Source organism: Pseudomonas sp. HT11 (genome assembly GCF_044875395.1).
Classification (GTDB): Bacteria; Pseudomonadota; Gammaproteobacteria; order Pseudomonadales; family Pseudomonadaceae; genus Aquipseudomonas.
In genome coordinates, this window is sequence record NZ_CP173217.1 from 5,965,900 (window position 1) to 5,990,509 (window position 24,610).

Sequence of the window (24,610 nt, forward strand, 5' to 3'; positions counted from 1 at the left end):
TGGTTATTGGCCGGGCGCGGTCTGGCGCCAGGCTTGAGAGCGACGCAGTGCGCCACGTGAGGCCCACGCCAGCAGCAGCGAGACGCCGGCCGAGGTGAACAGAATCAAGGTCGACATGGCCGCCGCACCGCCCACGTTGCCGGCGTCGTCCATGTTCAATACGGCGACGGCGGCGAGGATGGTGTCGGGGCTGTAAAGGAAAATTGCGGCCGACACGGTGGTCATCGCCGACACAAACAGGTAGCGCACGATGTCCAGCAGCGCCGGCAGGCAGATCGGCACGGTGACACGCAGGTAGTGGCGGTACAGCGGCGCCTTGAGGGACAGCGCGGCGGCTTCGAATTCGCAGTCGAGCTGGCGCAGCGCCGTGGTCGCGGTCATCTGCGCGGTGGTCAAATAGTGCGCAATTGTGCACACCACCAGCAGGGTCATCGTCCCGTAGAACACATGCAGCGGGTTGCCGCCCAGGTTGAAAAAGAACACATAGCCCAGGCCCAACACCAGGCCCGGCACGGCCATCGGCACAAAGCTGAGCATGCGCAGGGCCAGGTTCAGGCCCTTCTGGCTTTTGGTCTTTTCCATCAGGTAGGCGCCGGTGAAGATCAACACGCTGCCGATCAGCGCCGTGCACAGCGCCATGGTCAGGCTGTTGCGGTAAGCCAGCCAACCGCCGCCGGCCGTGTCTTCGAACTGGTAGTGGTTGAGCGACAACGACAGGTTGTACGGCCAGAACTTCACCAGCGAGGAATACACCGCCATGCCGAATACCAGCAGCAACACCGCGCAGATCAGCAACACAATGGCCAGGTAGCAACCATCGCGCAGCCGCGAGGGTGCCGGCTGGAACACCTGGGCGCGGCCGCTCATGGCATCGCCCTGCCGACGGCGCAGCCAGGCATCGACGCCAAAGCTGAACAGCGCCGGCAGCAGCAACACCATGCCGATCAACGCGCCGCGACCGAACTGTTGCTGGCCGACCACCGCCTTGTAGGCTTCCAGCGCCAGCACCTGATAATCGCCGCCGACCACAACGGGCACACCGAAGTCGGTAATGGTCAGGGTGAACACCAGGCAAAACGCGGCGAACACGGCTTGGCGCGTGGCCGGCCAGGTGATGCTGCGAAACGCCCGCGCGGGGCTGGCGCCCATGCTTGATGCCGCATCGAAAAGCCGCGCATCCGCCAGCGACAGTGCTGACAGCAGGATCATCAAAGCGTGTGGGAAGGTGTAGATCACCTCGCCGAGAACAATGCCCCAGAAGCCGTAGATATTGTCCGAGAGCACACCGCGCAACAGGCCTTGGTTGCCGAACAGGTACACCAGCGCAATCCCCGGCAGCATCGACGGCGCCATCAACGGCAGCAGTGACAGGCCACGCCACATCGCTTTGCCGGGAATCAGCGTGCGTTGCAGGGCGTAGGCAAACAGATAGGCCAGCGGTACGACGATGGCCGCCACGCTGAGGGAGACTTTCAGGCTATTGCCCAGCAGCCAGTGGAAGTTAGCGCTGGTGAGCATTTCCCGCGCCGCAGCAAGACCGCCGCCCTGCCCGGCTTCGCTGCTGAAACCGCGCCAGAAGATTGCCAGCAATGGCAGCAATACGGCGACACCCAGCAGCACCAGCCACAGCAGTTTGCCGCCGAGCACAAAAATACGGTCGCCGTTTTCGGCGCGCGATACCTGGCGCGGCAGGGTCATCACAGCCGCCATCTCAGGCAAACACCTGCAGGCTGCGCGGTGGCAAGGCGACCCAGATGTCCTGGGCACCCAGGCGTGGCATGGCTTCCGGGGCCAACTCAGCCAGCAGCGCGTGGCCGGGCACTTGTTCCAGTTCAAAACGCATGCGGCAGCGGTTGCCAAGAAACGTGATCTCGCGAACCTTGGCCGGGAACAGGTTTTCTTCATGCACCGGCGGGTTGACGCTGATGGCTTCCGGGCGGCAGAACAAGCGCCCGGATTTCGCCACGCCTGCATCGTCGGCCAGGCGCATGTTCAGCCCGCCGACCTGGGCATGGCTTGCACTGTTGCGGCTGAACGGCAGCCAGTTACCCTGGCCGACAAACTCCGCCACAAACGGCGTGGCCGGGCGGTCGTAGATTTCCTGGGGCGTGGCGTATTGCTCGACCTTGCCGTTGTTCATCACGGCAATGCGGTCGGCCATCAGCATGGCCTCGTCCTGATTGTGGGTGACCATCAGCGTGGTGATACCCAGGCGCCGCTGCAGCTGACGCAGCTCGGTGCATAAATGCTCGCGCACGCGGGCGTCGAGGGCGGACATGGGTTCGTCGAGCAGCAACAGCGAGGGCGCCGGTGCCAGGGCACGGGCCAGGGCGACGCGTTGTTGCTGGCCGCCGGAAAGCTGGCCGGGGTATTTCTTTTCGCTGCCCAGCAGGCCGACCAGTTCGAGCATCTGGCCGACACGCTTGCGCACCTCATCGCGGCCGCTGCCGGTGAGGCCGTAGCCGATATTCGCCTCGACGGTGAGGTTGGGAAACAGTGCGTAGGACTGAAACAGAATGCCGTAGTCCCGCGCCTGCGGCGGCAGTAGGGAAACGTCGCGGTTGCCCAGGCGCAGCTCACCGCTGTCCTGGCGTTCAAGGCCAGCGATGCAGCGCAGCAAGGTGGTCTTGCCGCAACCGGACGGGCCCAGCAGGCACACCAGCTCGCCGGCGGCGACGTCCAGGGACACATTGTCCAGCGCCGTAAAGGCACCGAAGCGTTTCTGGATACCGCGCACCGTCATCGGCGCGCCGGGGTGGGTCAGGGCTGTGTTCATGGAGGCACCTCATCAAACGGATGAAGGCCATGCTAGGTGGGCAATGCGTACCTGATGTGGCAGGAAGGCAAAATGCGGTGATAGTGGTATTGGTGGATTTGGGTAGGATTTGGAGACTGTGTCGTCAGGGCTGACGCCATCGCGGGCAAGCCCGCTCCCACATTTTGATGTGTGAACGCATTCAAAGGTGGGAGCTGGCTTGCCTGCGATGGCGATTCAAAGGCCACCAAGCAAGGTTCAGAGTGGCGACATTTCCTGCGCCAACCCAAGAAACGCCGCCGGCAGGCGCGCCGACTTTCGTTCCTTGAGGCAGTACAAATACTCCGCAATCTGCGGCGCGCTCTCGATGGTCAGCACGCGCAACTGCGGGTCATGAGGCACTTCCTGACGAGCGATGATGCTGATGCCGATGTTGCGCAGCACCGCCTCGCGGATCGACTCACGGCTGCCAATCTCCAGCAACGGCCCGTAACTCACACCGGCGCCCTGCAGCATTTCTTCGGTCAGCCGCCGCGTGGTAGAGCCCGCCTCACGCATCAGCAAGGTATGCCCGGCCAACGCATTGAGCGGCACGTGATCGAGCGTGGCCAGGGGATGATTGCGGTGCACCGCCAACACCAAAGGATCGGTGCCCAGCACGCGGCGAATCAGGCGGGGGTCTTCCAGCAGTTGGGACGACGCGGCGACATCGACGCGGTAATCGTCGAGCGCTTCGAGCACCTGCTGGGAGTTGCCGATTTCCACCGACACCTCCACTTGCGGCAGGCGTTCGCGAAAGGCTTTGACCAGGTCGAGGATGTAATACGGCGCCGTTGCGGCAATCCGTAACGTGCCCTGGACCTGTCCGTTGTTGCGCAGAAAGAACTCGATGTCGGCTTCCTGCTGCAACAGCGCCTTGACCATCGGCAGCAGGCGCGCGCCGTCGTCGCTGACGGTAAGGCGGCGCCCGCCACGGTAGAACAGCTCAACGCCGTATTGGCTTTCCAGGTTGCGAATCTGGGTAGTCACCGTGGGCTGGCTCAGCCCGAGTTTTTTCGCCGCCTGGGTAATGCTGCCCAGGCGGGCGACCATAAAAAACGCCTTTAACTCGGCACTCAGCACACCACCCTCACATCAATTATTTGCGCAACAGGCGCAGGCCATTGAACACCACCAGCAGGCTGACGCCCATGTCGGCGAACACCGCCATCCACATGGTCGCCATGCCGAGGAAGGTGACTGCGAGGAAGATCGCCTTGATCACCAGCGCCAGGGCGATGTTCTGCTTGAGGATACTCGACGTTTGCCGGGAGAGCCGAATGAAAGCCGGGATCTTGCGCAAATCATCGTCCATCAAGGCCACGTCGGCGGTCTCGATGGCGGTGTCGGTACCGGCGGCGGCCATGGCAAAACCGATCTCGGCGCGGGCCAGCGCAGGGGCATCGTTGATGCCGTCGCCGACCATGCCCACGCGGTGGCCTTGGCCGTAGAGGGTTTCGATGGCTTGCAGTTTGTCGGTGGGCAACAGGTCGCCCTGGGCCTGGTCGATGCCGACCTGGGCCGCAATCGCCTGGGCGGTGTGGGTGTTGTCGCCCGTGAGCATCAGGGTCTTGATGCCCAGGTCGTGCAGTTGCTGGATGGCTTCGCGGCTGCTGTCCTTGACCGTATCGGCCACGGCGAACAACGCCAGCGGGCCGGACTTGTCGAGCAGCAACACCACGGACTTGCCTTGTTTCTCCAGCGCGAAGAGCTTTTCTTCAAGCTCGGGTGAACACAGGCCAAGGTCTTCCACCAGGCGGTGGTTACCCAAGTGATAGGTTTCGCCGTTGATATCGCCGCGCACACCACGCCCGGCCAGGGCCTCGAAGTTATCCACAACGTGGCTCTGCAGGTTTTTATCCACAGCCGCATTGGCGATGGCCAGCGACACCGGGTGGTCGGAGCGCCCGGCCAGGCTGGCAGCCAGGGCCGGCGCACTGTCTTCGAGATTGGGAAACAGCGCCAGGTAATCGGTTTGCACCGGCTTGCCGTGGGTGATCGTGCCGGTTTTGTCGAGGGCGAGGTAGTCGAGCTTGTAACCGCCTTCCAGGTACACACCGCCTTTGATCAGGATGCCTTTACGCGCTGCCGCGGCCAGGCCGCTGACGATGGTCACGGGGGTGGAGATCACCAATGCACAGGGGCACGCGACTACCAACAGCACCAGGGCGCGGTAGATCCAGTCGAACCAGACGCCCGCCATGAACAGTGGCGGGATAATCGCCACACCCAGGGCAAACAAGAACACCGCCGGGGTGTAAACCTTGGCGAAGGTATCGACAAAGCGCTGGGTGGGCGCCCGAGCGCCTTGGGCCTGTTCCACGGCGTGAATGATGCGCGCCAGCGTTGAGTTGTTAGCGGCGGCGGTGACTTTGTATTCCAGCGAACCGGCCTGGTTGATGGTGCCGGCGAAGACTTTATCGCCCACGCCCTTTTCAATCGGCAGGCTTTCGCCGGTGATCGGCGCTTGGTCGATGGTGGATTGGCCAGCGGTGACTTCACCGTCCAGGCCGATGCGCTCGCCGGGCTTGACCCGCACGATGGCGCCAAGTTCGATGCTTTTGACTTCTTGTTCAACCCACCCACCGTCGGCTTGCTGCACCGTGGCTTGTTCCGGGGTCATCTGCATCAGGCCACTGATGGCATTGCGCGCTCGGTCCAGGGACTTGGCCTCGATCAACTCGGCGACGGTGAACAGGAACATCACCATCGCTGCTTCCGGCCATTGGCCGATCAGGATCGCGCCGGTGACTGCGATGCTCATCAGCGCGTTGATGTTCAGATTGAGGTTCTTGAGCGCGATCCAGCCTTTTTTGTAGGTGGTGAGGCCGCCGCTGAGAATCGACACCAACGCCACCAGTGCAATCACCCACGTCGGGGCTACGCCGGTGAAATGCAGCACTTCAGCGCCCAATGCACCGACGCCGGACAGCGCCAGCGGCCACCAGTGTTTCTTGGCCGGCGGTGCGGCGGCGGGGGCGCCTTCTTCGATCGGGTCGGCCTGCATGCCGATGGATTTGATCGCGTCGATGATCGGCGCAGTGCTCGGCAGGTCATGGGTGACGCCGAGGATACGGTTGATCAGGTTGAATTCCAGCTGCTGCACGCCAGCGAGCTTGCCCAGTTTGTTCTGGATCAGCGTCTGCTCGGTGGGGCAGTCCATGGCTTCGATGCGAAAGGTGCTCAGGTGCGAGCCGGCGGTCGGCGCTTCGCTCAATGTGACCACGGCGGGCGCTGCCTTGCTGGAGCAGCAAGTGTCGCCGTGGCTGGCGTGGTCGTGCTTTTTGACCGGCGTCAGTTTGGCGCCGTGGTCGTGGCTATGGTCATGGTCATGATCGTGCTTGTGATCATGCTTTTTTGGGGTGTGGATGGAGTCGCTCATTCTGTCGCGTCCGTAAAGGTGCCTGTTGCCAAGTAAAGACCCTGTAGCCACTATAGGGTCAAGCACCCATTTGGAGATTGCTGCGATGAAGATCGGTGAATTGGCCAAACTGACCGACTGTCAGGTGGAAACCATCCGTTATTACGAGAAGGAAGGCTTGCTGCCGCCCCCGGCGCGCACCGATGCCAACTACCGCGTGTACACCCAGGCGCACACCGAGCGGCTGATCTTTATCCGCAACTGCCGCAGCCTGGACATGACCCTCGAAGAAATCCGCAGCCTGCTCGGCCTACGCGACAGTCCTCAGGACCAATGCGAAAGCGTGAATGCGTTGATTGATGAGCATATCCACCACGTGAAAGCGCGGATCGATGGGCTGCTGGCGTTACAGGAGCAATTGCTGGACCTGCGCCAACGCTGCGGCGGTGGGCCGGGAATGGATCAATGCGCGATTTTGCAGCGGCTGGAGGTCAGCGGGAGTGTGGCAGCCAGCGAGGCGGAGCCTTCGCATGTGGGCAGAAGCCACGGCCATTAACTCTAGTGAACAGGGTTCTAATGTGGGAGGGGGCTTGCCCCCTGGCAGTCTGTCAGTCACTAACCGGGTGACTGAACCACTGCTATCGGGGGCAAGCCCCCTCCCACACAAGCCCATCCTTTAAGACCAGGGCGGTCTTTAAATAGCCACGTCAGCCTTGATGCTTGGGTCGGCGTCGTAGCCGACGATTTCAAAGTCTTCGAACTTATAGTCGTAGATCGACGCAGGTTTGCGCTTGATCACCAGTTCCGGCAGCTTTTTCGGCGTGCGTGCCAGCTGAGTGCGGATCTGTTCCATGTGGTTGCTGTACGCGTGGGTGTCGCCAGTGGTGACGATGATCTCGTGCGGGATCAGGTCGCATTGCTGGGCCAGCATGTGGGTGAGCAACGCCAGCGCCGCGGTGTTGTACGGCAGGCCGAGGAAAACGTCGGAGCTGCGGATGTACAACTGCATCGACAGATGGCCGTCATGCACAAACGCCTGGTACAGCAGGTGGCACGGCGGCAGCGCTTGCTTACCGTTGCGCGCGTTTTCCTGCGGGCTCTTGGTTTCGTCCGGCAGGTATTCGACGTTCCAGCCGTGGAACAGGATGCGACGGCTGTTGGGGTTGTTCTTCAACGTGTCGACCATGTAGTCGATCTGGTTGATCTTGCCGCCGTCCTTGGTCGGCCAGGCGGTCCACTGCTCGCCGTACACCGGGCCCAGGTCGCCGTCTTCGGTGGCCCATTCGTCCCAGATTTTCACGCCGTTTTCGTTGAGCCACTTGATGTTGGTGTTGCCACTCAACATCCAGATCAGTTCGTTGGCGATGCTCTTGAAATGAAGCTTCTTGGTGGTCAGCAGCGGGAAGCCGTCGGCCAAGTTATGCCGATACTGACGGGCGAACACAGCCTTGGTGCCGGTGCCGGTGCGATCGCCCTTGGTCAATCCATTGGTCACGACGTCGTTCAGTAGTTCGAGATATTGCTTCATGTTTTTACCCGTATCGTTGAAGCCGAGGCTACGCAAAAGCCTCGGCATTCGAATTTAAAGCGCGGCGTTCTTGATGCCCTGCGGACGGTTGTAAGCCCACCACAGCAGGCCCAGGCCCGCCAGAATCATCGGCATGCTGAGAATCTGACCCATGGTCAACCAGCCCCATGCCAGGTAGCCCAGCTGTGCATCCGGCACGCGCACGAACTCGACGATAAAGCGGAAGATCCCGTAGAACAGCGCGAACATCCCCGACACGGCCATGGTTGGGCGTGGCTTGCGCGAGAAGATGTACAGAATCAGGAACAGTGCCACACCTTCCAGGGCGAACTGGTAGAGCTGCGACGGATGGCGCGGCAACTGCGCCGGGTCGCTGAATGGCGGGAACACCATGGCCCACGGCACGTCGGTCGGCTTGCCCCACAGCTCGGCGTTGATGAAGTTACCGATACGCCCGGCACCCAGGCCAATCGGCACGAACGGCGCGACGAAGTCCATCAGCTGGAAGAACGACTTGCCGTTGCGGCGGCCAAACCACCACGCGGCGATCATCACGCCGACAAACCCACCGTGGAACGCCATGCCGCCCTTCCACACTTCGAAAATCAGCGTCGGGTTGGCGATATAGGCTGGCAGGTCGTAAAACAGCACATACCCGAGCCGCCCGCCGACGATTACGCCCATCGACATCCAGAACACCATGTCGGAGAGCTTCTCCTTGGTCCAGGTCGGGTCGAAACGGTTCAGGCGCCGGGAAGCCAGCAGCCAGGCACCGCCGATGCCGATCAGGTACATCAACCCGTACCAATGGATTTGCAGCGGACCGATAGCCACGGCCACCGGGTTGATCTGCGGGTAAGGCAGCATTGCGACTCCTCGTTAAATCATTAGTCATGACGCACCGGACCATGCCGGTGTGCGATTAAGCCTGCGTTACAGCCGCTATTTCAAATTAAGAAGTTCACACGCGCCCAATAGCCACGCATGTTAACGGATGGAAGGCGTGCGGCCCAACTTCGATACGATGGAACGCCCGCCGTTGTGTGGGTAGAGTGAGGGAAAACACAAAAGGGATCGCCTGATGTGCCTGATAGTTTTCGCCTGGCGGCCGGGCCACGCCCAGCCGCTGATCGTCGCGGCCAACCGTGATGAGTTCTACGCCCGCCCCAGCCTGCCGCTGGCCCAATGGCCGGATGCGCCGCACATTTACGCCGGCCGCGACCAGGAAGCAGGTGGCACCTGGCTTGGGGTGAACGCCGAGGGGCGTTTTGCGGCCCTGACCAATATCCGCGACCCGCACCAGCCGCCGTCACGTAAGTCGCGCGGGGAGCTTGTGGCGCGATTCCTCGCCGGTTCTCTGTCAATTGACGACTACTTAGCCGACGTTAACGGCCGTTCGATTGAATATGCCGGATTTAACCTGTTAGTGGGCACGCAGAACGAACTGTGGCATTACAACGCCAATGAGACTGCACCGACACAACTGAAGGCCGGGGTTTATGGGTTGTCCAACGCCGGGCTGGATACGCCATGGCCGAAGCTGCTCAAGGCCAAGGCGGCGTTTAGCGAATTACTGGAAAACCCGCAGCCGGAGGCTTTGCTGGACATCTTGAGCGACCCGCAAACCGCGCCGTTTGCCGACTTGCCGGACACCGGCGTGGGGTTGGCGACCGAAAGTCTGCTGTCGAGCGTGTTCATCGCCAGCCCCAGTTATGGGACGCGGGCGAGCACGGCATTGATTGTGAATGCCGACGGGACGCGGCAGATGGTCGAGCGCAGCTTTGGGCCGCTGGGTGGCAGGCTGGGCGAGGTGGAACTCAGGATTTAGCGGTGCTTGGGCCGGCCTCATCGCAGGCAAGCCAGCTCCCACAGTGTGGAATGCATTCCCCTGTGGGAGCCGGGCTTGCCCGCGATGGCGGCCCCTCGGTTTAGAGGGTTTTTGCAGAAGCCGGGTTGATCATCCGCGTCAGCCCCAGGTTCTTCAGCGCCAACTGCAGCGAGCTGTGGATAACTTGCGGGTTGTCGATGGTCATCAGCTCGGCGAGCAATTCCTTGGCCATGTTCAGGTTCACCTGGCGCAGCATCCACTTCACCTTCGGCAAGTTGGTGGCGTTCATCGACAGGCTGTCAAAGCCCATCGCCATCAACAGCACCGCTGCGGCCGGGTCGCCGGCCATTTCACCGCAGATGCTCACCGGCTTGCCTTCGGCATGGGCGTCGCGCACCACGTGTTGCAGGGCTTGCAGCACGGCTGGGTGCAGGTAGTCGTAGAGGTCGGCCACCCGCGGGTTGTTGCGGTCCACAGCGAGCAGGTATTGGGTCAAGTCGTTGGAGCCGACCGAAAGGAAGTCCACCTGCCGCGCCAGCTCTTTAGCCTGGTACACCGCCGCTGGAATTTCGATCATCACGCCAATCGGCGGCATCGGCACGTCGGCGCCCTCGTCACGGACTTCGCCCCAGGCGCGGTGAATCAAATGCAGAGCCTCTTCCAGCTCATGGGTGCCGGAGATCATCGGCAACAGGATGCGCAGGTTGTTCAGGCCTTCGCTGGCCTTGAGCATGGCGCGGGTCTGTACGAGGAAAATTTCAGGGTGGTCGAGGGTCACGCGAATGCCGCGCCAGCCAAGGAAGGGGTTGTCCTCCTTGATCGGGAAGTAGGACAGTGACTTATCGCCGCCGATGTCCAGGCTGCGCATCGTCACCGGCAACGGGTGGAAGGCTTGCAGTTGCTCGCGATAAATCGCCAGCTGCTCCTTCTCGCTCGGGAACCGTTGGTTGATCATGAACGGCACTTCGGTGCGGTACAGCCCTACCCCTTCGGCGCCGCGCTGTTGCGCGCGGGCCACATCGGCGAGCAGGCCGGTGTTGACCAGCAGCGGCACGCGGTGGCCGTCAAGGGTCACGCACGGCAGTTCGCGCAGCGAATCCAGGCCCAGCGCCAGTTGTTTCTCTTCTTCCACCACCTCGGCATATTGCTTGCGCAAAAGCTCGCTGGGGTTGGTGAAGACTTCGCCGCGATGGCCATCGACGATCATGTCGATGCCGTCGACCTTGGAATACGGCAGGTCCACCAGGCCCATGACCGTCGGAATGCCCATGGCCCGGGCCAGGATCGCGACGTGGGAGTTACCCGAACCCAGCACCGAAACCAGGCCCACCAGTTTGCCTTCCGGCACTTCGCCGAGCATGGTGGCGGTCAGCTCTTCACTGATCAGGATGGTGTTGTCGGGGTAGACCAGGTTGGTGGTGCGGTCTTCCTGCAGGTAGGCCAACAGACGGCGACCAAGGTCACGCACATCCGAGGCACGCTCGCGCAGGTAAGCGTCGTCCATCAACTCGAAACGGTTGACGTGATCGGTGACCACTTGGCGCAGCGCGCCCTGGGCCCACTGGCCGGTCTTGATCACGGTTTTGACTTCATTACCCAGCGACGCGTCGTCGAGCATCATCTGGTACACGTCGAACAGCGCGCGCTCTTCGGGACGCAGTTGCGTGGCCAGCTTGGTCGACAGGTTGCGCATGTCGGCGCGCACGCCTTCCAGGGCGGTCTTGAACAGTTTGATTTCGGCGTCGATGTCGTGGACGGTCTTGTCCGGCACCACATCGAGGTCGGCCGGTGGCAGCATGACCACCGCCGTACCAACGGCAGCACCCGGCGAACCCGGCACGCCGACGAACTTGGCTTCCTGGATGCCCTTGCCCTGACGGCCCAGGCCGCGAATCGAGCCCGTCGCCTCGGCGTGGGCAATAACCCCGGCAAGCTGCGCGCTCATAGTCACGAGGAAGGCTTCTTCACCTTCGTCGAACTGGCGACGCTCTTTTTGCTGGATGACCAACACGCCGACAACGCGGCGGTGGTGAATGATCGGTGCGCCGAGGAACGAGGCGTAGCGCTCTTCGCCGGTTTCGGCAAAGTAGCGGTAACGCGGGTGATCGGCCGCGTTTTCGAGGTTCAGGGGTTCTTCACGCGTCCCCACCAAGCCCACCAGACCTTCATTGGGCGCCATGCTGACCTTGCCGATGGAGCGCTTGTTCAGGCCCTCGGTGGCCATCAGCACAAAACGGTTGGTCTCGGGGTCCAGCAGGTAAACCGAGCAGACCTGGCTGCCCATGGCTTCCTTGACGCGCAACACAATAATCCCCAACGCCGCCTTGAGATCCTTGGCGGAGTTAACTTCCTGGACGATCTTGCGCAGCGTATTGAGCATGGCTCGGGGTCGAACTCCGTCGTCAGTCGCGCGCTAAAAGGCGCGGGGCAAGCTCTTTGAGAGCGCGACGATAAACCTCGCGCTTGAATGTCACCACCTGGCCCAACGGGTACCAATAGCTGACCCAACGCCAGCCATCGAACTCCGGTTTACCGGTCAAATCCATCCGCACCCGCTGCTCGTTGGAGATCAGGCGCAGGAGAAACCATTTCTGCTTCTGGCCGATGCACAGCGGTTGGCTGTGGGTACGCACCAGGCGTTGCGGCAAACGATAGCGCAACCAGCCACGGGTACAGGCCAGAATTTGCACATCTTCGCGCTCAAGGCCGACTTCTTCATTCAACTCACGGTACAAGGCGTCTTCAGGGGTTTCGTCGGGGTTGATTCCACCTTGAGGAAACTGCCAGGCATCTTGGTTGATTCGGCGAGCCCATAGCACCTGTCCGGCATCATTCGTAAGAATAATCCCGACATTAGGACGGAAACCATCGGGGTCGATCACGGCAACAACCTCGCAAACGCATGTCGCCGCATTGTTCCACAAAGGTTGTTCCAGCGGCAACGAGGCTTCTTACCTTATGTGCACTCTTGTGAAAAGACCGTATTCTGGACGCCTTTTTACAGACTTTTCAGCGAGTAACTGCAATGCGCCTGGCTTTATTCGACTTGGACAACACGCTTCTGGGCGGTGACAGCGATCACGCCTGGGGCGATTACCTCTGCGAACGCGGGATTCTCGACGCGGTGGCCTACAAGGCCCGCAACGACGAGTTCTACCAGGACTACCTGGCCGGCACGCTGGATAACGCCGAGTACCTGAATTTTTGCCTGGAAATCCTCGGCCGCACCGAGATGGCCCAGTTGAACGAATGGCACAACGATTACATGCGCGACTGCATCGAGCCGATCATGCTGCCCAAGGCCGTGGAACTGCTGGCCAAACACCGCGCTGCGGGCGATAAGCTGGTGATCATCACCGCCACCAACCGCTTCGTCACCGCGCCGATTGCCGCACGCCTGGGCGTTGAAACCCTGATCGCCACTGAATGCGAGATGGAAAATGGCCGCTACACCGGGCGCAGCACCGATGTGCCGTGCTTCCGTGAAGGCAAGGTGACGCGCCTGAATCGTTGGCTGGAAGAAACCGGGTACAGCCTGGAAGACAGCTACTTCTACAGCGACTCGATGAACGATTTGCCGTTGCTGGAGCAAGTGACCCACCCGGTGGCGGTGGATCCGGACCCGAATTTGCGGGCTGAGGCCCAGAAGCGTGGCTGGCCGGTGATTACGCTGCGTAGCTGATGGCCCTATCGGGGGCAAGCCCCCTCCCACATTTAACCGAGTAGATCCTTTGGAATGCGGTCGAGTGTGGGAGGGGGCTTGCCCCCGATGCAGCCGACGCGGTCTCAAGCCTTAAACCGGCTTGGCACCCATCAACCCGGCAATCGCCACAAACCCCACCAGGCTGACCACCGCCAGCACCAACGTGAAATTCAGGCTACCGCCCTCGCCTTTACGCAGGCGATTAAGCCGCGCCACCAGCCAGAACCAGGCCAGCGCCGCCACGGTGTAGAGGATGCTGGAGCCCAGAATCCAGGTTTGCCCCAGCGGCCAGCCGGTCATATGCACCAGCCACCAGCCGGTAAACGGCATGCTGACCATGCACACCCCCATCAGCAACCACACAAACGCCCACGGACGTTGCACGGTAGCGGTCGGACCGACGCTGCGTTTGCGCCAGGCCAGTACCGCAAGGCCCAGGCCGCTGAGCAGCAGTAACACAGTGGCGGTGATGTGGATCACCTTGAGGGTGGTCAGCGTTTCCATGGTCTTGATTCCTTGAAGGCCGCTCAGTCAGCGTAGTCGCTTAACCGAGGAACAGCTGGTAGGCCGGGTTTTCGCTTTCATCCCAGTACGGGTAGCCGATTTGCGCCAAGGCCGCCGGCACCAGATGGCGCTCGTCCGCCGGCACTTGCAGGCCTGCGACCACACGGCCATCGGCCGCGCCGTGGTTGCGGTAGTGGAACATCGAGATGTTCCAGCGCCCGCCCAGTTTGTTAAGAAAGTTGAACAGCGCGCCCGGACGCTCCGGGAACTCGAAACGGAACACCAGCTCATCGCTGACTTTGGCCGCGTGCCCGCCGACCATGTGGCGGATATGCAACTTGGCCAGTTCGTTCTCGGTCAGGTCCAGCACCGGGAAACCCTGACTGGTGAGGCTGGCGATCAGCGCGCTGCGCGGGTCGTTTTCCGGGTGCGTCTGTACGCCGACGAAGATGTGCGCCTCGCGGCCGGAGTGGTAGCGGTAGTTGAATTCGGTGATCTGGCGCTTGCCCACGGCCTCGCAGAACGCCTTGAAGCTGCCCGGTTGCTCGGGAATGGTCACCGCGATGATGGCTTCGCGGCCTTCACCCAGCTCGGCGCGTTCGGCCACGTGGCGCAGGCGGTCGAAGTTGACGTTGGCGCCGGAGTCGATGGCCACCAGGGTTTGCCCGGTGATGCCCCGCGTTTCCACGTATTTCTTGATACCCGCCACGCCAAGCGCGCCAGCAGGCTCGGTGATGGAGCGCGTGTCGTCGTAGATGTCCTTGATCGCCGCGCAGATTTCATCGGTGCTGACGGTGATCACTTCGTCCACATAGTCTTTGCAGATGTCGAAGGTGTGCTGGCCGATCTGCGCCACCGCCACGCCATCGGCGAAGATGCCGACGGTTGGCAGCACCACACGCTCGCCCGCCGCCATGGCAGCCTGCAGGCAGTTGGAGTCATCCGGCTCGACACCGATGATCTTGATTTCAGGGCGCAGGTATTTCACGTACGCCGCAATACCGGCGATCAGCCCGCCGCCGCCCACCGGTACGAAAATCGCGTCCAGCGGCCCAGGGTGCTGACGCAGAATCTCCATCGCCACGGTGCCCTGCCCGGCAATGGTGTGCGGATCATCGTAGGGGTGAATGTAGACGTAGCCTTTTTCGTCGACCAGTTTGAGCGAGTAGGCCAGGGCTTCCGGGAAGGAATCGCCGTGCAGCACCACTTTGCCGCCACGCGAACGCACGCCTTCAACTTTGATTTCCGGGGTGGTCTTGGGCATCACGATGGTGGCCTTGACCCCCAGCACCTTGGCCGCCAGGGCCAGGCCCTGGGCGTGGTTGCCGGCAGACGCGGTGACCACGCCGCGCGCACGTTCCTCGCTGCTCAGTTGGGTCAACTTGTTGTAGGCGCCGCGAATCTTGAACGAGAACACCGGCTGCAAGTCTTCACGCTTGAGCCAGACCTTGTTGCCCAGCCGCTCGGAGAGCTGGCGGGCGGTCTGCAAAGGGGTTTCTACGGCAACGTCATAGACGCGCGAGGTGAGGATCTTTTTGACGTACTGTTCAAGCATCGGCGGGAATCACTGAGCAGGTTGGGCAGGGCCAAGGAGTCTAACCCGGCTTTTGGCCGGGCGACCACACGAATCCCGAGGTTTTGTTGGGTTATACTCGCCGCCCTCGATAACTCCCCGCCCGTTCCGGAGCCCGCATGACCCAGGATCAACTCAAACAGGCAGTGGCCCAGGCCGCCGTCGATTTAATCCTTCCTAAACTCGACGACAAGAGCATCGTCGGTGTCGGCACCGGCTCCACCGCCAACTGCTTTATCGATGCGCTGGCCCAGCACAAAGGTGCGTTCGACGGCGCCGTGGCCAGCTCCGAAGCCACCGCCGCACGCCTCAAGGGCCATGGCATTCCGGTGTACGAGCTCAACACCGTGAGCGACCTGGAGTTCTATGTCGACGGCGCCGATGAAAGCGACGAACACCTGAACCTGATCAAAGGCGGCGGCGCCGCCCTGACCCGCGAGAAGATCGTCGCGGCCGTGGCCAAGACCTTTATCTGCATCGCGGACGCCAGCAAGCTGGTCCCGGTACTCGGCGCATTCCCGCTGCCGGTGGAAGTGATCCCGATGGCCCGCAGCCACGTGGCCCGCGAGCTGGTCAAGCTGGGCGGCGACCCGGTGTACCGCGAAGGCGTGTTGACCGACAACGGCAACATCATCATTGATGTGTTCAACATGCAGATCACCAACCCGGTGCAGCTGGAGACGCAGATCAATGCGATCGTCGGCGTGGTAACCAATGGGTTGTTCGCCGCGCGTCCGGCTGATGTGTTGCTGCTGGGCACCTCTGAAGGCGTGAAAACCCTGAAGGCTTAAAAAACCGCGACCCCCCCTGTGGGAGCCGGGTTTGTGTGGGAGCGGGCTTGCTCGCGAATGCGGTGTGTCAGTCGCTGGATCAGTTGCCTGACACACCGTCTTCGCGAGCAAGCCCGCTCCCACATTTGCTATGTGCTGACCTCGATATTTATGTAACAAGAATGCTACTTTTCGCTGCATCCTCTCGCCAAAATCGTGCGCAACCCCAAGGCATGTCGCACCTTCCTCAGTATCAAATCAGTTACAAATTACAGCCAGGCGACCCACGCGTTTAACAATGCGCCACTTTGCAGTCGCTCAAGGAATGAGGCGCGCATTGTGCAATGGGTCTGGGCTTGACCTTCCCCATCACCTCAAGGACGACCTTGTGATAAAGCCCCTAGCCCTCGCGATCAGCGTGGTCGGCAGCCTGCTGTCGACACATACCCAGGCCTACGATTACGGCCAGCACGCCAACACCACCCTGGAAAAGCTGATCAACGATTACCCCGGCCGGTATCGCGGCACCGCCAATTTCGCCGGCGCAGCAGATTGGATGCAAAGCCAGATGGGCTCGGCCTACAGCCTCAGTCGCCAGAACTTCACCTGGAACAACGGCACTCGCGCCTCGCAAAACGTGGTGGCCTACGCCGCCGGCACTACGGCGCAATACGTGGTGATTGGCGCGCATTTTGACACCTACTTCGGCCGCCCGACCCTGCAAGGCCTGGACGACAATGGCTCCGGCGCCAGCGTGCTGACCGAAGTGGCGAAGAACCTGGGCGGCCTACAACTGGAAAACGGCCTGCAAATCGTCGGCTTCGGCGCCGAAGAAGAAGGCCTGCGCGGCTCCAAGGCATTTGTCGACTCACTCAGCGCCAGCCAGCGCGCGAACATGCTGGCGATGATCAACCTCGACAGCCTGATCACCGGCGACATGATGTACGCCCACGCTGGCCAGAACAGCACGGCCAACCCCGCCCTGGCCTCGCTGCGTGAACACACATTCCAGATCGCCAAGGAATTGAACATCCCACTGTTCACCAACCCTGGCCTGGACCCGCAATACCCCAAGGGCACCGGCTGTTGCAGCGATGGCGAGCCGTTCGAGCCGCTGAACATCCCGATTCTGTATATCGAAGCCACCAACTGGGAGCTGGGCGACCTGGACGGCTACACCCAGACCAACAACCCGAAAATTCCGGGTGGCTCCACCTGGCATGACCCGGCCGAGGACAACAAAGCCGTGCTCACCGATGCCTTCGGCCAGGCGCGCATCGACCAGCGCCTGCGCGACTATTCGCGCCTGCTCAGCCGCCTGGTACTGGAGTTGACCAACGCCGACCTGATGGCCTCGACCGCCTCGGGCGGCGCCGTTGCGCGCAACATGCAAGACAATTTGCAGCGCCAGCACCAGGCCATGGTGCGGCTGCATGATCGGCGCTGGCTGACCTTGCAGTCCGCCAGCCGCGAGGCCGGCAGCTTTGATGGCGAAATTGGCGTGGACGGCGAATACAGCCCGGACAGCGGCTTCGACAGCCCGCTCAACCCCGAGGCGCGGCGCCTGGGCGTGCATGCGCTGGGCGACTACCAACTCACGTCCAGCCTGAACATCGGCGCCAGCCTGAGCTACCTCAACGGGCGCGACACCCTCGAACACCGCGGCAAACTCGACAGCGACACCTGGCAGGCGGCGGTCTACGCCTTGCTCAACGACGGCGGGCCGAGCTGGCTGGCCGGCGACCTGAGCGTCGGTCGTACACGCTTTGATTCCAAGCGCAACCTGTTGATCCAGGCCAATGGCGGCCCGATCTTGCTCAATCAGCAACTGAGCGGCAACACCGACGCTCTGTCCTTGGGCGCGCGCGTCCTGGGCGGCTACGACTTCGACTTCGGCGCGGTCAAGAGTGGGCCGTTTGCCGGTCTGGATTACAGTCACGCGCGCATCGATAAATTCCACGAGAAACAGAACCTGCGCACGGCACTTGAGTACCAGGAGCAATCCTTCGACTCCCTGGAAGCCAGCCTCGGTTGGCGCGTACGCGGTGCCGTCGCCCTGCCCTATGGCTTGAGCCTGCTGCCTTACGGCGACATCGCCTGGGTCAAGGAATTGGCTGACGGGCGTCTCGACGACCTGCAATTGACCGCCCACGCCGACGGCCGGGCGCGCACCGCCAAACTGGGTGCCGTGGACAAAAGCTTTGGCCGCGCCCAAGTCGGCAGCCAGCTGGAGATCACCCCGCAGCTGGGCGTTTACGCCGAGGTAAACAGCCGCCTGGGGCATGCCGAAGGCAGCCAGACCGGCTATTCGCTGGGTGTGCAGTGGATGTTTTGATCAGGGTTTCTTGAACACGTAAAACAGGTTGGGCTCGCTGACCAGGTACAAGCTGCCTTCGTCGTCCATGGCGATGCCCTCGGCCTGAGGCACACGTTTTTGCAGGCCATGGCGCCCGTTAAGCAGAGAAAGGCTGCTTAGCGGGCGACCGTCGATGTCCAGCTCCAGCACCAGAAACGACTCATCCGACAGCGCCAGCAGATGGCCGCTGCGCTCGTCGTATTGCAAGCTCGACAAATCGCGCACAAACAGTCCGGCATCGCGCTTGGGGTTGTTGATGACGTGCACCGAGTAGGTTTTTTCCGGCTTGAAATGAGGGAAACCGTGCACCTCGTAAATCAGCATCGGGTCACGTTCCTTGGCCACAAACAGGCGCTTGCCGACCGAGTCGTAGGCCAGGCCCTCGAAACCCTTGTTGCCGCCCATGTGTACGCCCAATGTCATCTGCTCCGCGTCGGCGGCGTCGAGGAACTGGGTGTCGTCGTTCACGTGCACTTTGATCAGCCGCTGCTGACGCTCATCGCTGATCACGTAGATGTTGTCGCTGATGAACTCCACCGCTTCGGCATCGCCAAAGCCCACCAGTGGAATGCGCCGCAAAATCTTGCCGTCCAGGGACAGTTCGACCAGCTCGGCGTTTTTATTGGTGACGGTAAACAGGCTTTTGCGCACCGGGTCATAGGTGAGGGCCGAAACATCATCGTCGAGGCCTTCGATCACCTTGGCTTCCAGGCTGACGCGATAATCGGCCAGGCCGATGGAGCGCTCATCGGCAGGCTGGCGCCAGGCCTGCCAGTTAAACCAAGCGCGCTCGAACAGACGCAATTGCTGTGCAACCACACCGGCGGCCACCAGGGCGATCAGCAGCACAGTAAAAAACGCGGGTTTGGGGCGGGCGAATCGACGCATCAGGGCAGCTCGAAGTCAAAAAGTGGCGAATGAATATCACGCCTGTCTGAATTTAAACTTAAACGCTGCCGGATGTCTGGCGAATGCCGCTATTGGGGAAATGTCCGACGTAATCGCGGGTTATTTCTGTTTCTCGAAACGGTAGAAGAGGTTCGGCTCACTGACCATGTACAACGTGCCGCTCTCGTCCATGGTCACGCCTTCGGCACGCGGAATGGTGCGTTTGAGGCCGTTGAAGCCGCCGAGCAAGGTCATGAAGCTGACTTGCTCGCCCTTTTCATCCAGCTCCAGCAACAGGTGGGAGTCGGCCGACAATGCCAGCAAGTGGCCGGTACGCGGATCGACGGCAAGGGCCGAAAGGTTGCGCATGTCCAGCTCGGTGCTGGCAACTTTTTGCTTGTCACCCGTCAGCGTGGTGCCATCGCTTTTCCAGGTGAACAGCGCCGGTGGGCGCTCCTCGCCCAGCACGAGCTGTTGATTGCGCTTGTCCCAGGTGATGCCTTCGAAGGCTTTGTTCTGATCCTTGGACGGGCCCAGGTCGTAGCTCTTGAAGTCAGCGATATTCAGTTGCTGGGTGCCGGCATCGACTTTCACCACGGTGAGCGTGTGCATGCGCTCATCGACAATGGCCATCAAGCCGTTCTCCATCATCGTCAGGCCTTCCGGGTTGTTCCAGCCGTTGAGTGGCATCTTGCGCAGCACATCGCCTTGCAGGCTCAACTCAACCAGGAACGGGTTTTTGCCCATCACGGAAAACAGGGTTTTGGTCTGCGGATTGTAGGAAAGATCCGAAGCCTCATCCTTCTCCATGCCGGGCAGCAACTTGCCGTCGATGACCGCATGGTAGTCCGGCAGCCAGACGCTGGCCTGCTGCTCAGCCGGCGTTTCAAAGCGTTCCGCCACCCACAGCACGCCACGATCATCCCAATGCATGAGCCAGGCAACGCCATACACAATCGCCCCGGCGAGGAACAGCCAGGAATACCAGCGCAGGGCAAAACGGGAACGGGGCTTGGGTGCAGCGGAGGGCAAAGTCACGGCCATTGAGCGCTTTTCCGGAAAGTCAGCGTTAGGTGATAGCACAGGATCAGCGGGCCCGCGCGCAGGAGGCTGTGGATTATCCGGATGGTGTGTGAAAAAAATGCAAAAGCCAGATGTTTCGGACCACTCAGACCAATGTGGGAGCTGGCTTGCCTGCGATGCAGGCACCTCGGTGTGTCAGTGACACTGAGGTGATGCTATCGCAGGCAAGCCAGCTCCCACATTTGAAGGCATGCCGTCTTTAGCGAACGCTGCTTTCGAAACGGCTCACACCCGTCAACTCCAGCACCAGCTCATCCCCCACATTCAGCGGCCCCACACCGGCCGGCGTGCCGGTGAGAATCACGTCACCGGCCTGCAGCGAGAAGCAGCCAGCCATGTGCTGGATCATCGGGATAATCGGGTTGAGCATCTGCGAGCTGTTGCCGTCCTGGCGCACTTCGCCATTGATGGTCAGGCGAATACCGATATCGGTCACGTCCGGGAACGTGCTGCCCACCACGAACGGTGCAATCACCGCCGCGCCATCGAACGACTTGGCGATTTCCCAGGGCAGGCCTTTGGCTTTCAGCTCGGCCTGTTTGTCGCGCAAGGTCAAATCCAGGGCCGGCGCGAAGCCGGAAATGGCGTCGAGTACTTCTTCACGGCTGGGTTTGTTCGACAGGGGCTTGCCGATCAACACCGCGATTTCCGCCTCGTAGTGCACCGAACCGCGGTCGGTCGGGATGGCGAAACCGCCTTCCAGCGCGACCACGCAGCTACCCGGCTTGATGAACAGCAACGGTTCGGTGGGCACTGGGTTGTCCAGTTCCTTGGCATGTTCGGCGTAGTTACGCCCGATGCACACCACTTTGCCCAGGGGAAAGTGGATGTTGGTGCCGTCGACGTACTTGTGCTGGTAGCTCATGAAACGACTCCTACAGGGGCGATTAAACAGCGAAGATCTTGCCAGGGTTCATGATCCCGTTAGGGTCGAACACCGCTTTGACTGCCTTCATGTATTCGATTTCAACCGGCGAGCGGCTGTATGTCAGGTAATCACGCTTGGTCATGCCCACGCCGTGTTCGGCGGAGATCGAGCCGTTGTACTTCTCGACGGTTTCGAACACCCACTTGTTGACGGTGGCGCACTTGGCGAAGAACTCGTCCTTGCTCAGGTTTTCCGGCTTGAGGATGTTCAGGTGCAGGTTGCCGTCGCCAATATGGCCGAACCAGACGATTTCGAAGTCGGGATAGTGTTCGCCGACGATCGCGTCGATTTCTTTCAAAAACGCCGGCACTTTGGAGACAGTCACCGAGATGTCGTTCTTGTAGGGCGTCCAGTGGGAAATGGTCTCGGAGATGTACTCGCGCAGCTTCCACAGGTTGTGCAGTTGGGTTTCGCTCTGGCTCATCACGCCGTCCAGTACCCAGCCTTGCTCGACGCAATGCTCAAAGGTTTCCAGGGCGTGGTTGGCGACTTCTTCGGTGGTGGCTTCGAATTCCAGCAGCGCGTAGAACGGGCAGTCGGTTTCGAACGGTGCCGGCACGTCGCCACGGCCCATGACCTTGGCCAAGGCTTTGTCGGAGAAGAATTCGAAGGCGGTCAGGTCCAGCTTGCTCTGGAACGCGTGCAGCACCGGCATGATCGAGTCGAAATCCGTGGTACCGAGCACCATGGCGGTGAGGTTTTTCGGCGCACGGTCCAGGCGCATGGTGGCTTCAACCACAAAGCCCAAAGTGCCTTCAGCGCCGATAAACAGCTGGCGCATGTCGTAGCCGGTGGCGTTCTTGATCAGGTCGCGGTTCAGTTCCAGCACATCACCCTTGCCGGTGACCACTTTCATGCCGGCCACCCAGTTACGGGTCATGCCGTAGCGAATGACCTTGATCCCGCCGGCATTGGTGCCGATATTGCCGCCAATCTGGCTCGAACCGGACGACGCGAAGTCCACCGGGTAATAAAGACCTTTTTCTTCAGCGACGTTCTGCAATTGCTTAGTGACCACACCCGGCTGGCACACGGCGGTGCGGTCGGTGAGGTTCACTTCGAGAATCTGGTTCATGTAGTCGAACGACACCACCACTTCGCCATTCGCCGCCACCGCCGCAGCCGACAGGCCAGTGCGGCCGCCGGAAGGCACCAGCGCAACCTTGTGTTCGTTGGCCCAACGCACGATGGCTTGCACTTGCTCGGTGGTCTTGGGGAACACAATGGCGCTAGGCGCGGGTGCGAAGTGCTTGGTCCAATCCTTGCCGTAAGCCTCCAGGGAGTCTGCATCGGTCAGCACTTTGCCAGGCTCAACCAGGGTCTTCAGCTCATCAATCAGGGCAGGATGGGTCATCGACAGAACTCTCGAACAATTCATGGTCATCCTGAGAACGCTTCACGTCGCAGGAATGGGTGTTTAGCGGGGCACGTATGCTAGCATACCGCCCCCGCAGGACAGAGCCCAAGGGCGTTTCTGCGGTGACGGCTTTCCTGCCGTCCGGGTCAGCTTGCGCTGCTCGATTCCCTGCCATTTTTCTCCGGGATACAGGTTTACGCAGATGAGCAAGACTTCTCTCGATAAGAGCAAGATCAAGTTCCTTCTTCTGGAAGGCGTCCACCCATCGGCTGTCGACGTACTGAAGGCCGCTGGGTACTCCAGCATTGAGTACATCACCAGTTCTCTGCCGGAAGCCCAGTTAAAGGAAAAGATCGCCGACGCGCACTTTATCGGCATTCGCTCCCGCACTCAGCTGACCGAAGAGATCTTCGACCACGCCAAGAAACTCGTGGCTGTCGGCTGTTTCTGCATCGGCACCAACCAGGTCGACCTCAACGCAGCGCGCGAGCGCGGCATCGCGGTGTTCAACGCACCGTACTCCAACACCCGTTCCGTTGCGGAGCTGGTATTGGCCGAGGCCATCCTGTTGCTGCGCGGCATCCCTGAGAAGAACGCTTCCTGCCACCGTGGCGGCTGGATCAAAAGCGCGGCCAACTCCTTCGAAATCCGCGGCAAGAAGCTGGGTATCGTCGGCTATGGCTCGATCGGCACGCAGTTGTCGGTTCTGGCCGAAGGCCTGGGCATGCAGGTGTTCTTCTACGACACCCTGACCAAGCTGCCGCTGGGCAACGCCACTCAAGTGTCGAGCCTGACCGAGCTGCTGGGCATGTCCGACATCGTCACCCTGCACGTACCGGAAACCGCTGAGACCCAGTGGATGATCGGCGAGAAGGAAATCCGCGCCATCAAGAAAGGCGGCATCCTGATCAACGCAGCACGTGGCACCGTGGTTGAGCTGGACGCCCTGGCTGACGCGATCAAGGACAAGCACCTGATCGGCGCCGCGATCGACGTGTTCCCGGTGGAGCCACGCTCCAACGACGACATCTTCGAAAGCCCGCTGCGTGGCCTGGACAACGTGATCCTGACCCCGCACATCGGCGGTTCCACCGCTGAAGCCCAAGCCAACATCGGCCTGGAAGTGTCGGAGAAACTGGTCAAGTACAGCGACAACGGTACCTCGGTGTCTTCGGTCAACTTCCCGGAAGTGGCGCTGCCGGCTCACCCTGGCAAGCACCGTCTGCTGCACATCCACCAGAACATCCCTGGCGTGATGATGGAGATCAACAAGGTCTTCGCAGAAAACGGCATCAACATCTCCGGTCAGTTCCTGCAGACCAACGAGAAAGTCGGCTACGTGGTCATCGACGTCGACGCCGAGTACTCGGACCTGGCGCAAGAGAAGCTGCAGCACATCAACGGCACGATTCGTAGCCGCGTGTTGTTCTAAGGTTTCAACGCAGCACAAAAAAGGGAGCCCCTCGGGGCTCCCTTTTTCACATCTGAACAAATCTTACTTGACGTTAACCGTGATGACTTTCGAGGCTACAGTCGGGTTGAACTGCATGTGCAGTTTGTCGCCGGCTACCAGCTGCAAGGTGTGCTTGCCAGGGGTGAGGGTCAGCTCGGTTTCGGTCTGGGCCTTGCCGTAGTGGATCACGGTGTCGGTGGCCGGGATCGGCACGCTGGCGTCAGGCAGCTCTTTCTGGTCGATCAGCAGGTGGTGGTGGCCAGTGCCTGGGTCCTGGCTGGTGGCCGGGGCCAGTTTCAGGCCTTCCATGCCGAATTTGACGGTGAAGGTTTTATCGACAGTGGCGCCGTCTTTTGGCGACACGATAAAGACTTTGGCGCCTTCAGGCGGCGCGCTGCGTGGGATACCGTCAGCAGCGGTAGCCAACATCGAAGCACCCAGCAGAACGCTGGCCAGGGTGGCACGGGACAAAAAGGCTTTCATT

Annotated in this window: 21 protein-coding genes; 6 read left to right on the plus strand and 15 right to left on the minus strand. The window is 61.2% G+C overall.

Features of this window, described 5'->3' with window-relative positions; genetic code table 11:
- Nucleotides 1–3: 3 nt before the first annotated feature.
- From ABWL43_RS27605 to ABWL43_RS27620, 4 genes are all read right to left on the minus strand, one after another.
- Nucleotides 4–1,710, minus strand: coding sequence for a putative 2-aminoethylphosphonate ABC transporter permease subunit (locus ABWL43_RS27605; RefSeq protein WP_404485733.1), 1,707 nt, complete (start codon nt 1,708–1,710; stop codon nt 4–6).
- Between the two features lies 1 nt (nt 1,711).
- Nucleotides 1,712–2,776: a putative 2-aminoethylphosphonate ABC transporter ATP-binding protein gene (locus tag ABWL43_RS27610; protein ID WP_404485736.1), complete on the minus strand. Its 1,065-nt coding sequence runs from the start codon at nt 2,774–2,776 to the stop codon at nt 1,712–1,714.
- A 237-nt stretch (nt 2,777–3,013) separates the two neighbouring features.
- The gene (locus ABWL43_RS27615) at nt 3,014–3,877 is read right to left on the minus strand and encodes a LysR family transcriptional regulator (protein WP_404485739.1); all 864 of its coding nucleotides are present in this window, start codon (nt 3,875–3,877) and stop codon (nt 3,014–3,016) included.
- A gap of 16 nt (nt 3,878–3,893) precedes the next feature.
- Nucleotides 3,894–6,176 carry a heavy metal translocating P-type ATPase gene (locus ABWL43_RS27620; protein ID WP_404485741.1) on the minus strand — a complete coding sequence of 761 codons (2,283 nt, stop codon included), beginning with the start codon at nt 6,174–6,176 and terminating at the stop codon, nt 3,894–3,896.
- 85 nt (nt 6,177–6,261) lie between these two features.
- On the opposite strand from ABWL43_RS27620, the gene cadR reads away from it, so the two are divergent.
- Complete coding sequence (gene cadR, locus ABWL43_RS27625; RefSeq protein ID WP_145157813.1) at nt 6,262–6,711, plus strand: Cd(II)/Pb(II)-responsive transcriptional regulator; 450 nt, start codon at nt 6,262–6,264, stop codon at nt 6,709–6,711.
- A gap of 138 nt (nt 6,712–6,849) precedes the next feature.
- Here cadR and ABWL43_RS27630 read toward each other — a convergent pair whose 3' ends face one another.
- Both ABWL43_RS27630 and lgt read right to left on the minus strand, forming a co-directional pair.
- Entirely contained in the window at nt 6,850–7,683 is an 834-nt protein-coding gene (locus tag ABWL43_RS27630; RefSeq protein ID WP_106575719.1) for a thymidylate synthase, read from the minus strand.
- Nucleotides 7,684–7,737: 54 nt separating this feature from the next.
- Nucleotides 7,738–8,550 (minus strand): prolipoprotein diacylglyceryl transferase, encoded by an 813-nt coding sequence (lgt, locus tag ABWL43_RS27635; RefSeq protein ID WP_056857664.1) that lies wholly within the window; start codon nt 8,548–8,550, stop codon nt 7,738–7,740.
- Nucleotides 8,551–8,764: 214 nt separating this feature from the next.
- Between lgt and ABWL43_RS27640 the strand changes: the two genes are divergently transcribed.
- Nucleotides 8,765–9,511, plus strand: a complete 747-nt coding sequence (locus ABWL43_RS27640) for an NRDE family protein (RefSeq protein ID WP_262206609.1) — start codon at nt 8,765–8,767, stop codon at nt 9,509–9,511.
- 100 nt (nt 9,512–9,611) lie between these two features.
- Here the strand turns inward: ABWL43_RS27640 and ptsP are convergent, their stop codons facing one another.
- Both ptsP and ABWL43_RS27650 read right to left on the minus strand, forming a co-directional pair.
- Entirely contained in the window at nt 9,612–11,891 is a 2,280-nt protein-coding gene (ptsP, locus tag ABWL43_RS27645; protein ID WP_145157818.1) for a phosphoenolpyruvate--protein phosphotransferase, read from the minus strand.
- A gap of 22 nt (nt 11,892–11,913) precedes the next feature.
- The gene (locus ABWL43_RS27650) at nt 11,914–12,393 is read right to left on the minus strand and encodes an RNA pyrophosphohydrolase (RefSeq protein ID WP_003176750.1); all 480 of its coding nucleotides are present in this window, start codon (nt 12,391–12,393) and stop codon (nt 11,914–11,916) included.
- Between the two features lie 143 nt (nt 12,394–12,536).
- Between ABWL43_RS27650 and ABWL43_RS27655 the strand changes: the two genes are divergently transcribed.
- A complete protein-coding gene (locus tag ABWL43_RS27655) occupies nt 12,537–13,193 on the plus strand; it encodes an HAD family phosphatase (RefSeq protein ID WP_145157820.1) in 657 nt (218 codons plus the stop codon).
- 111 nt (nt 13,194–13,304) lie between these two features.
- Here ABWL43_RS27655 and ABWL43_RS27660 read toward each other — a convergent pair whose 3' ends face one another.
- Nucleotides 13,305–13,718 carry a DUF2269 family protein gene (locus ABWL43_RS27660; RefSeq protein ID WP_242199795.1) on the minus strand — a complete coding sequence of 138 codons (414 nt, stop codon included), beginning with the start codon at nt 13,716–13,718 and terminating at the stop codon, nt 13,305–13,307.
- A gap of 40 nt (nt 13,719–13,758) precedes the next feature.
- Nucleotides 13,759–15,273 carry a threonine ammonia-lyase, biosynthetic gene (gene ilvA / locus ABWL43_RS27665; protein WP_145157825.1) on the minus strand — a complete coding sequence of 505 codons (1,515 nt, stop codon included), beginning with the start codon at nt 15,271–15,273 and terminating at the stop codon, nt 13,759–13,761.
- A 137-nt stretch (nt 15,274–15,410) separates the two neighbouring features.
- On the opposite strand from ilvA, the gene rpiA reads away from it, so the two are divergent.
- On the plus strand, nt 15,411–16,082 hold the full coding sequence (rpiA, locus tag ABWL43_RS27670) for a ribose-5-phosphate isomerase RpiA (RefSeq protein ID WP_138813421.1): 672 nt from the start codon (nt 15,411–15,413) through the stop codon (nt 16,080–16,082).
- A gap of 367 nt (nt 16,083–16,449) precedes the next feature.
- The gene (locus ABWL43_RS27675; RefSeq protein ID WP_404485747.1) at nt 16,450–18,396 is read left to right on the plus strand and encodes an autotransporter domain-containing protein; all 1,947 of its coding nucleotides are present in this window, start codon (nt 16,450–16,452) and stop codon (nt 18,394–18,396) included.
- Here the strand turns inward: ABWL43_RS27675 and ABWL43_RS27680 are convergent, their stop codons facing one another.
- From ABWL43_RS27680 to ABWL43_RS27695, 4 genes are all read right to left on the minus strand, one after another.
- On the minus strand, nt 18,397–19,305 hold the full coding sequence (locus ABWL43_RS27680; protein ID WP_404485750.1) for an SdiA-regulated domain-containing protein: 909 nt from the start codon (nt 19,303–19,305) through the stop codon (nt 18,397–18,399). It lies immediately after the preceding gene.
- A 120-nt stretch (nt 19,306–19,425) separates the two neighbouring features.
- Nucleotides 19,426–20,349, minus strand: coding sequence for an SdiA-regulated domain-containing protein (locus ABWL43_RS27685; RefSeq protein ID WP_242199792.1), 924 nt, complete (start codon nt 20,347–20,349; stop codon nt 19,426–19,428).
- A gap of 238 nt (nt 20,350–20,587) precedes the next feature.
- Nucleotides 20,588–21,253 carry a fumarylacetoacetate hydrolase family protein gene (locus ABWL43_RS27690; protein ID WP_404485753.1) on the minus strand — a complete coding sequence of 222 codons (666 nt, stop codon included), beginning with the start codon at nt 21,251–21,253 and terminating at the stop codon, nt 20,588–20,590.
- A gap of 22 nt (nt 21,254–21,275) precedes the next feature.
- Nucleotides 21,276–22,670 (minus strand): FAD-binding oxidoreductase, encoded by a 1,395-nt coding sequence (locus ABWL43_RS27695; RefSeq protein WP_145157839.1) that lies wholly within the window; start codon nt 22,668–22,670, stop codon nt 21,276–21,278.
- Between the two features lie 205 nt (nt 22,671–22,875).
- On the opposite strand from ABWL43_RS27695, the gene serA reads away from it, so the two are divergent.
- Nucleotides 22,876–24,105 carry a phosphoglycerate dehydrogenase gene (serA, locus tag ABWL43_RS27700; protein WP_010167810.1) on the plus strand — a complete coding sequence of 410 codons (1,230 nt, stop codon included), beginning with the start codon at nt 22,876–22,878 and terminating at the stop codon, nt 24,103–24,105.
- 63 nt (nt 24,106–24,168) lie between these two features.
- On the opposite strand, the gene ABWL43_RS27705 is transcribed toward serA, so the two are convergent.
- Complete coding sequence (locus ABWL43_RS27705; protein ID WP_106575730.1) at nt 24,169–24,609, minus strand: DUF4399 domain-containing protein; 441 nt, start codon at nt 24,607–24,609, stop codon at nt 24,169–24,171.
- Nucleotide 24,610 lies beyond the last annotated feature (1 nt).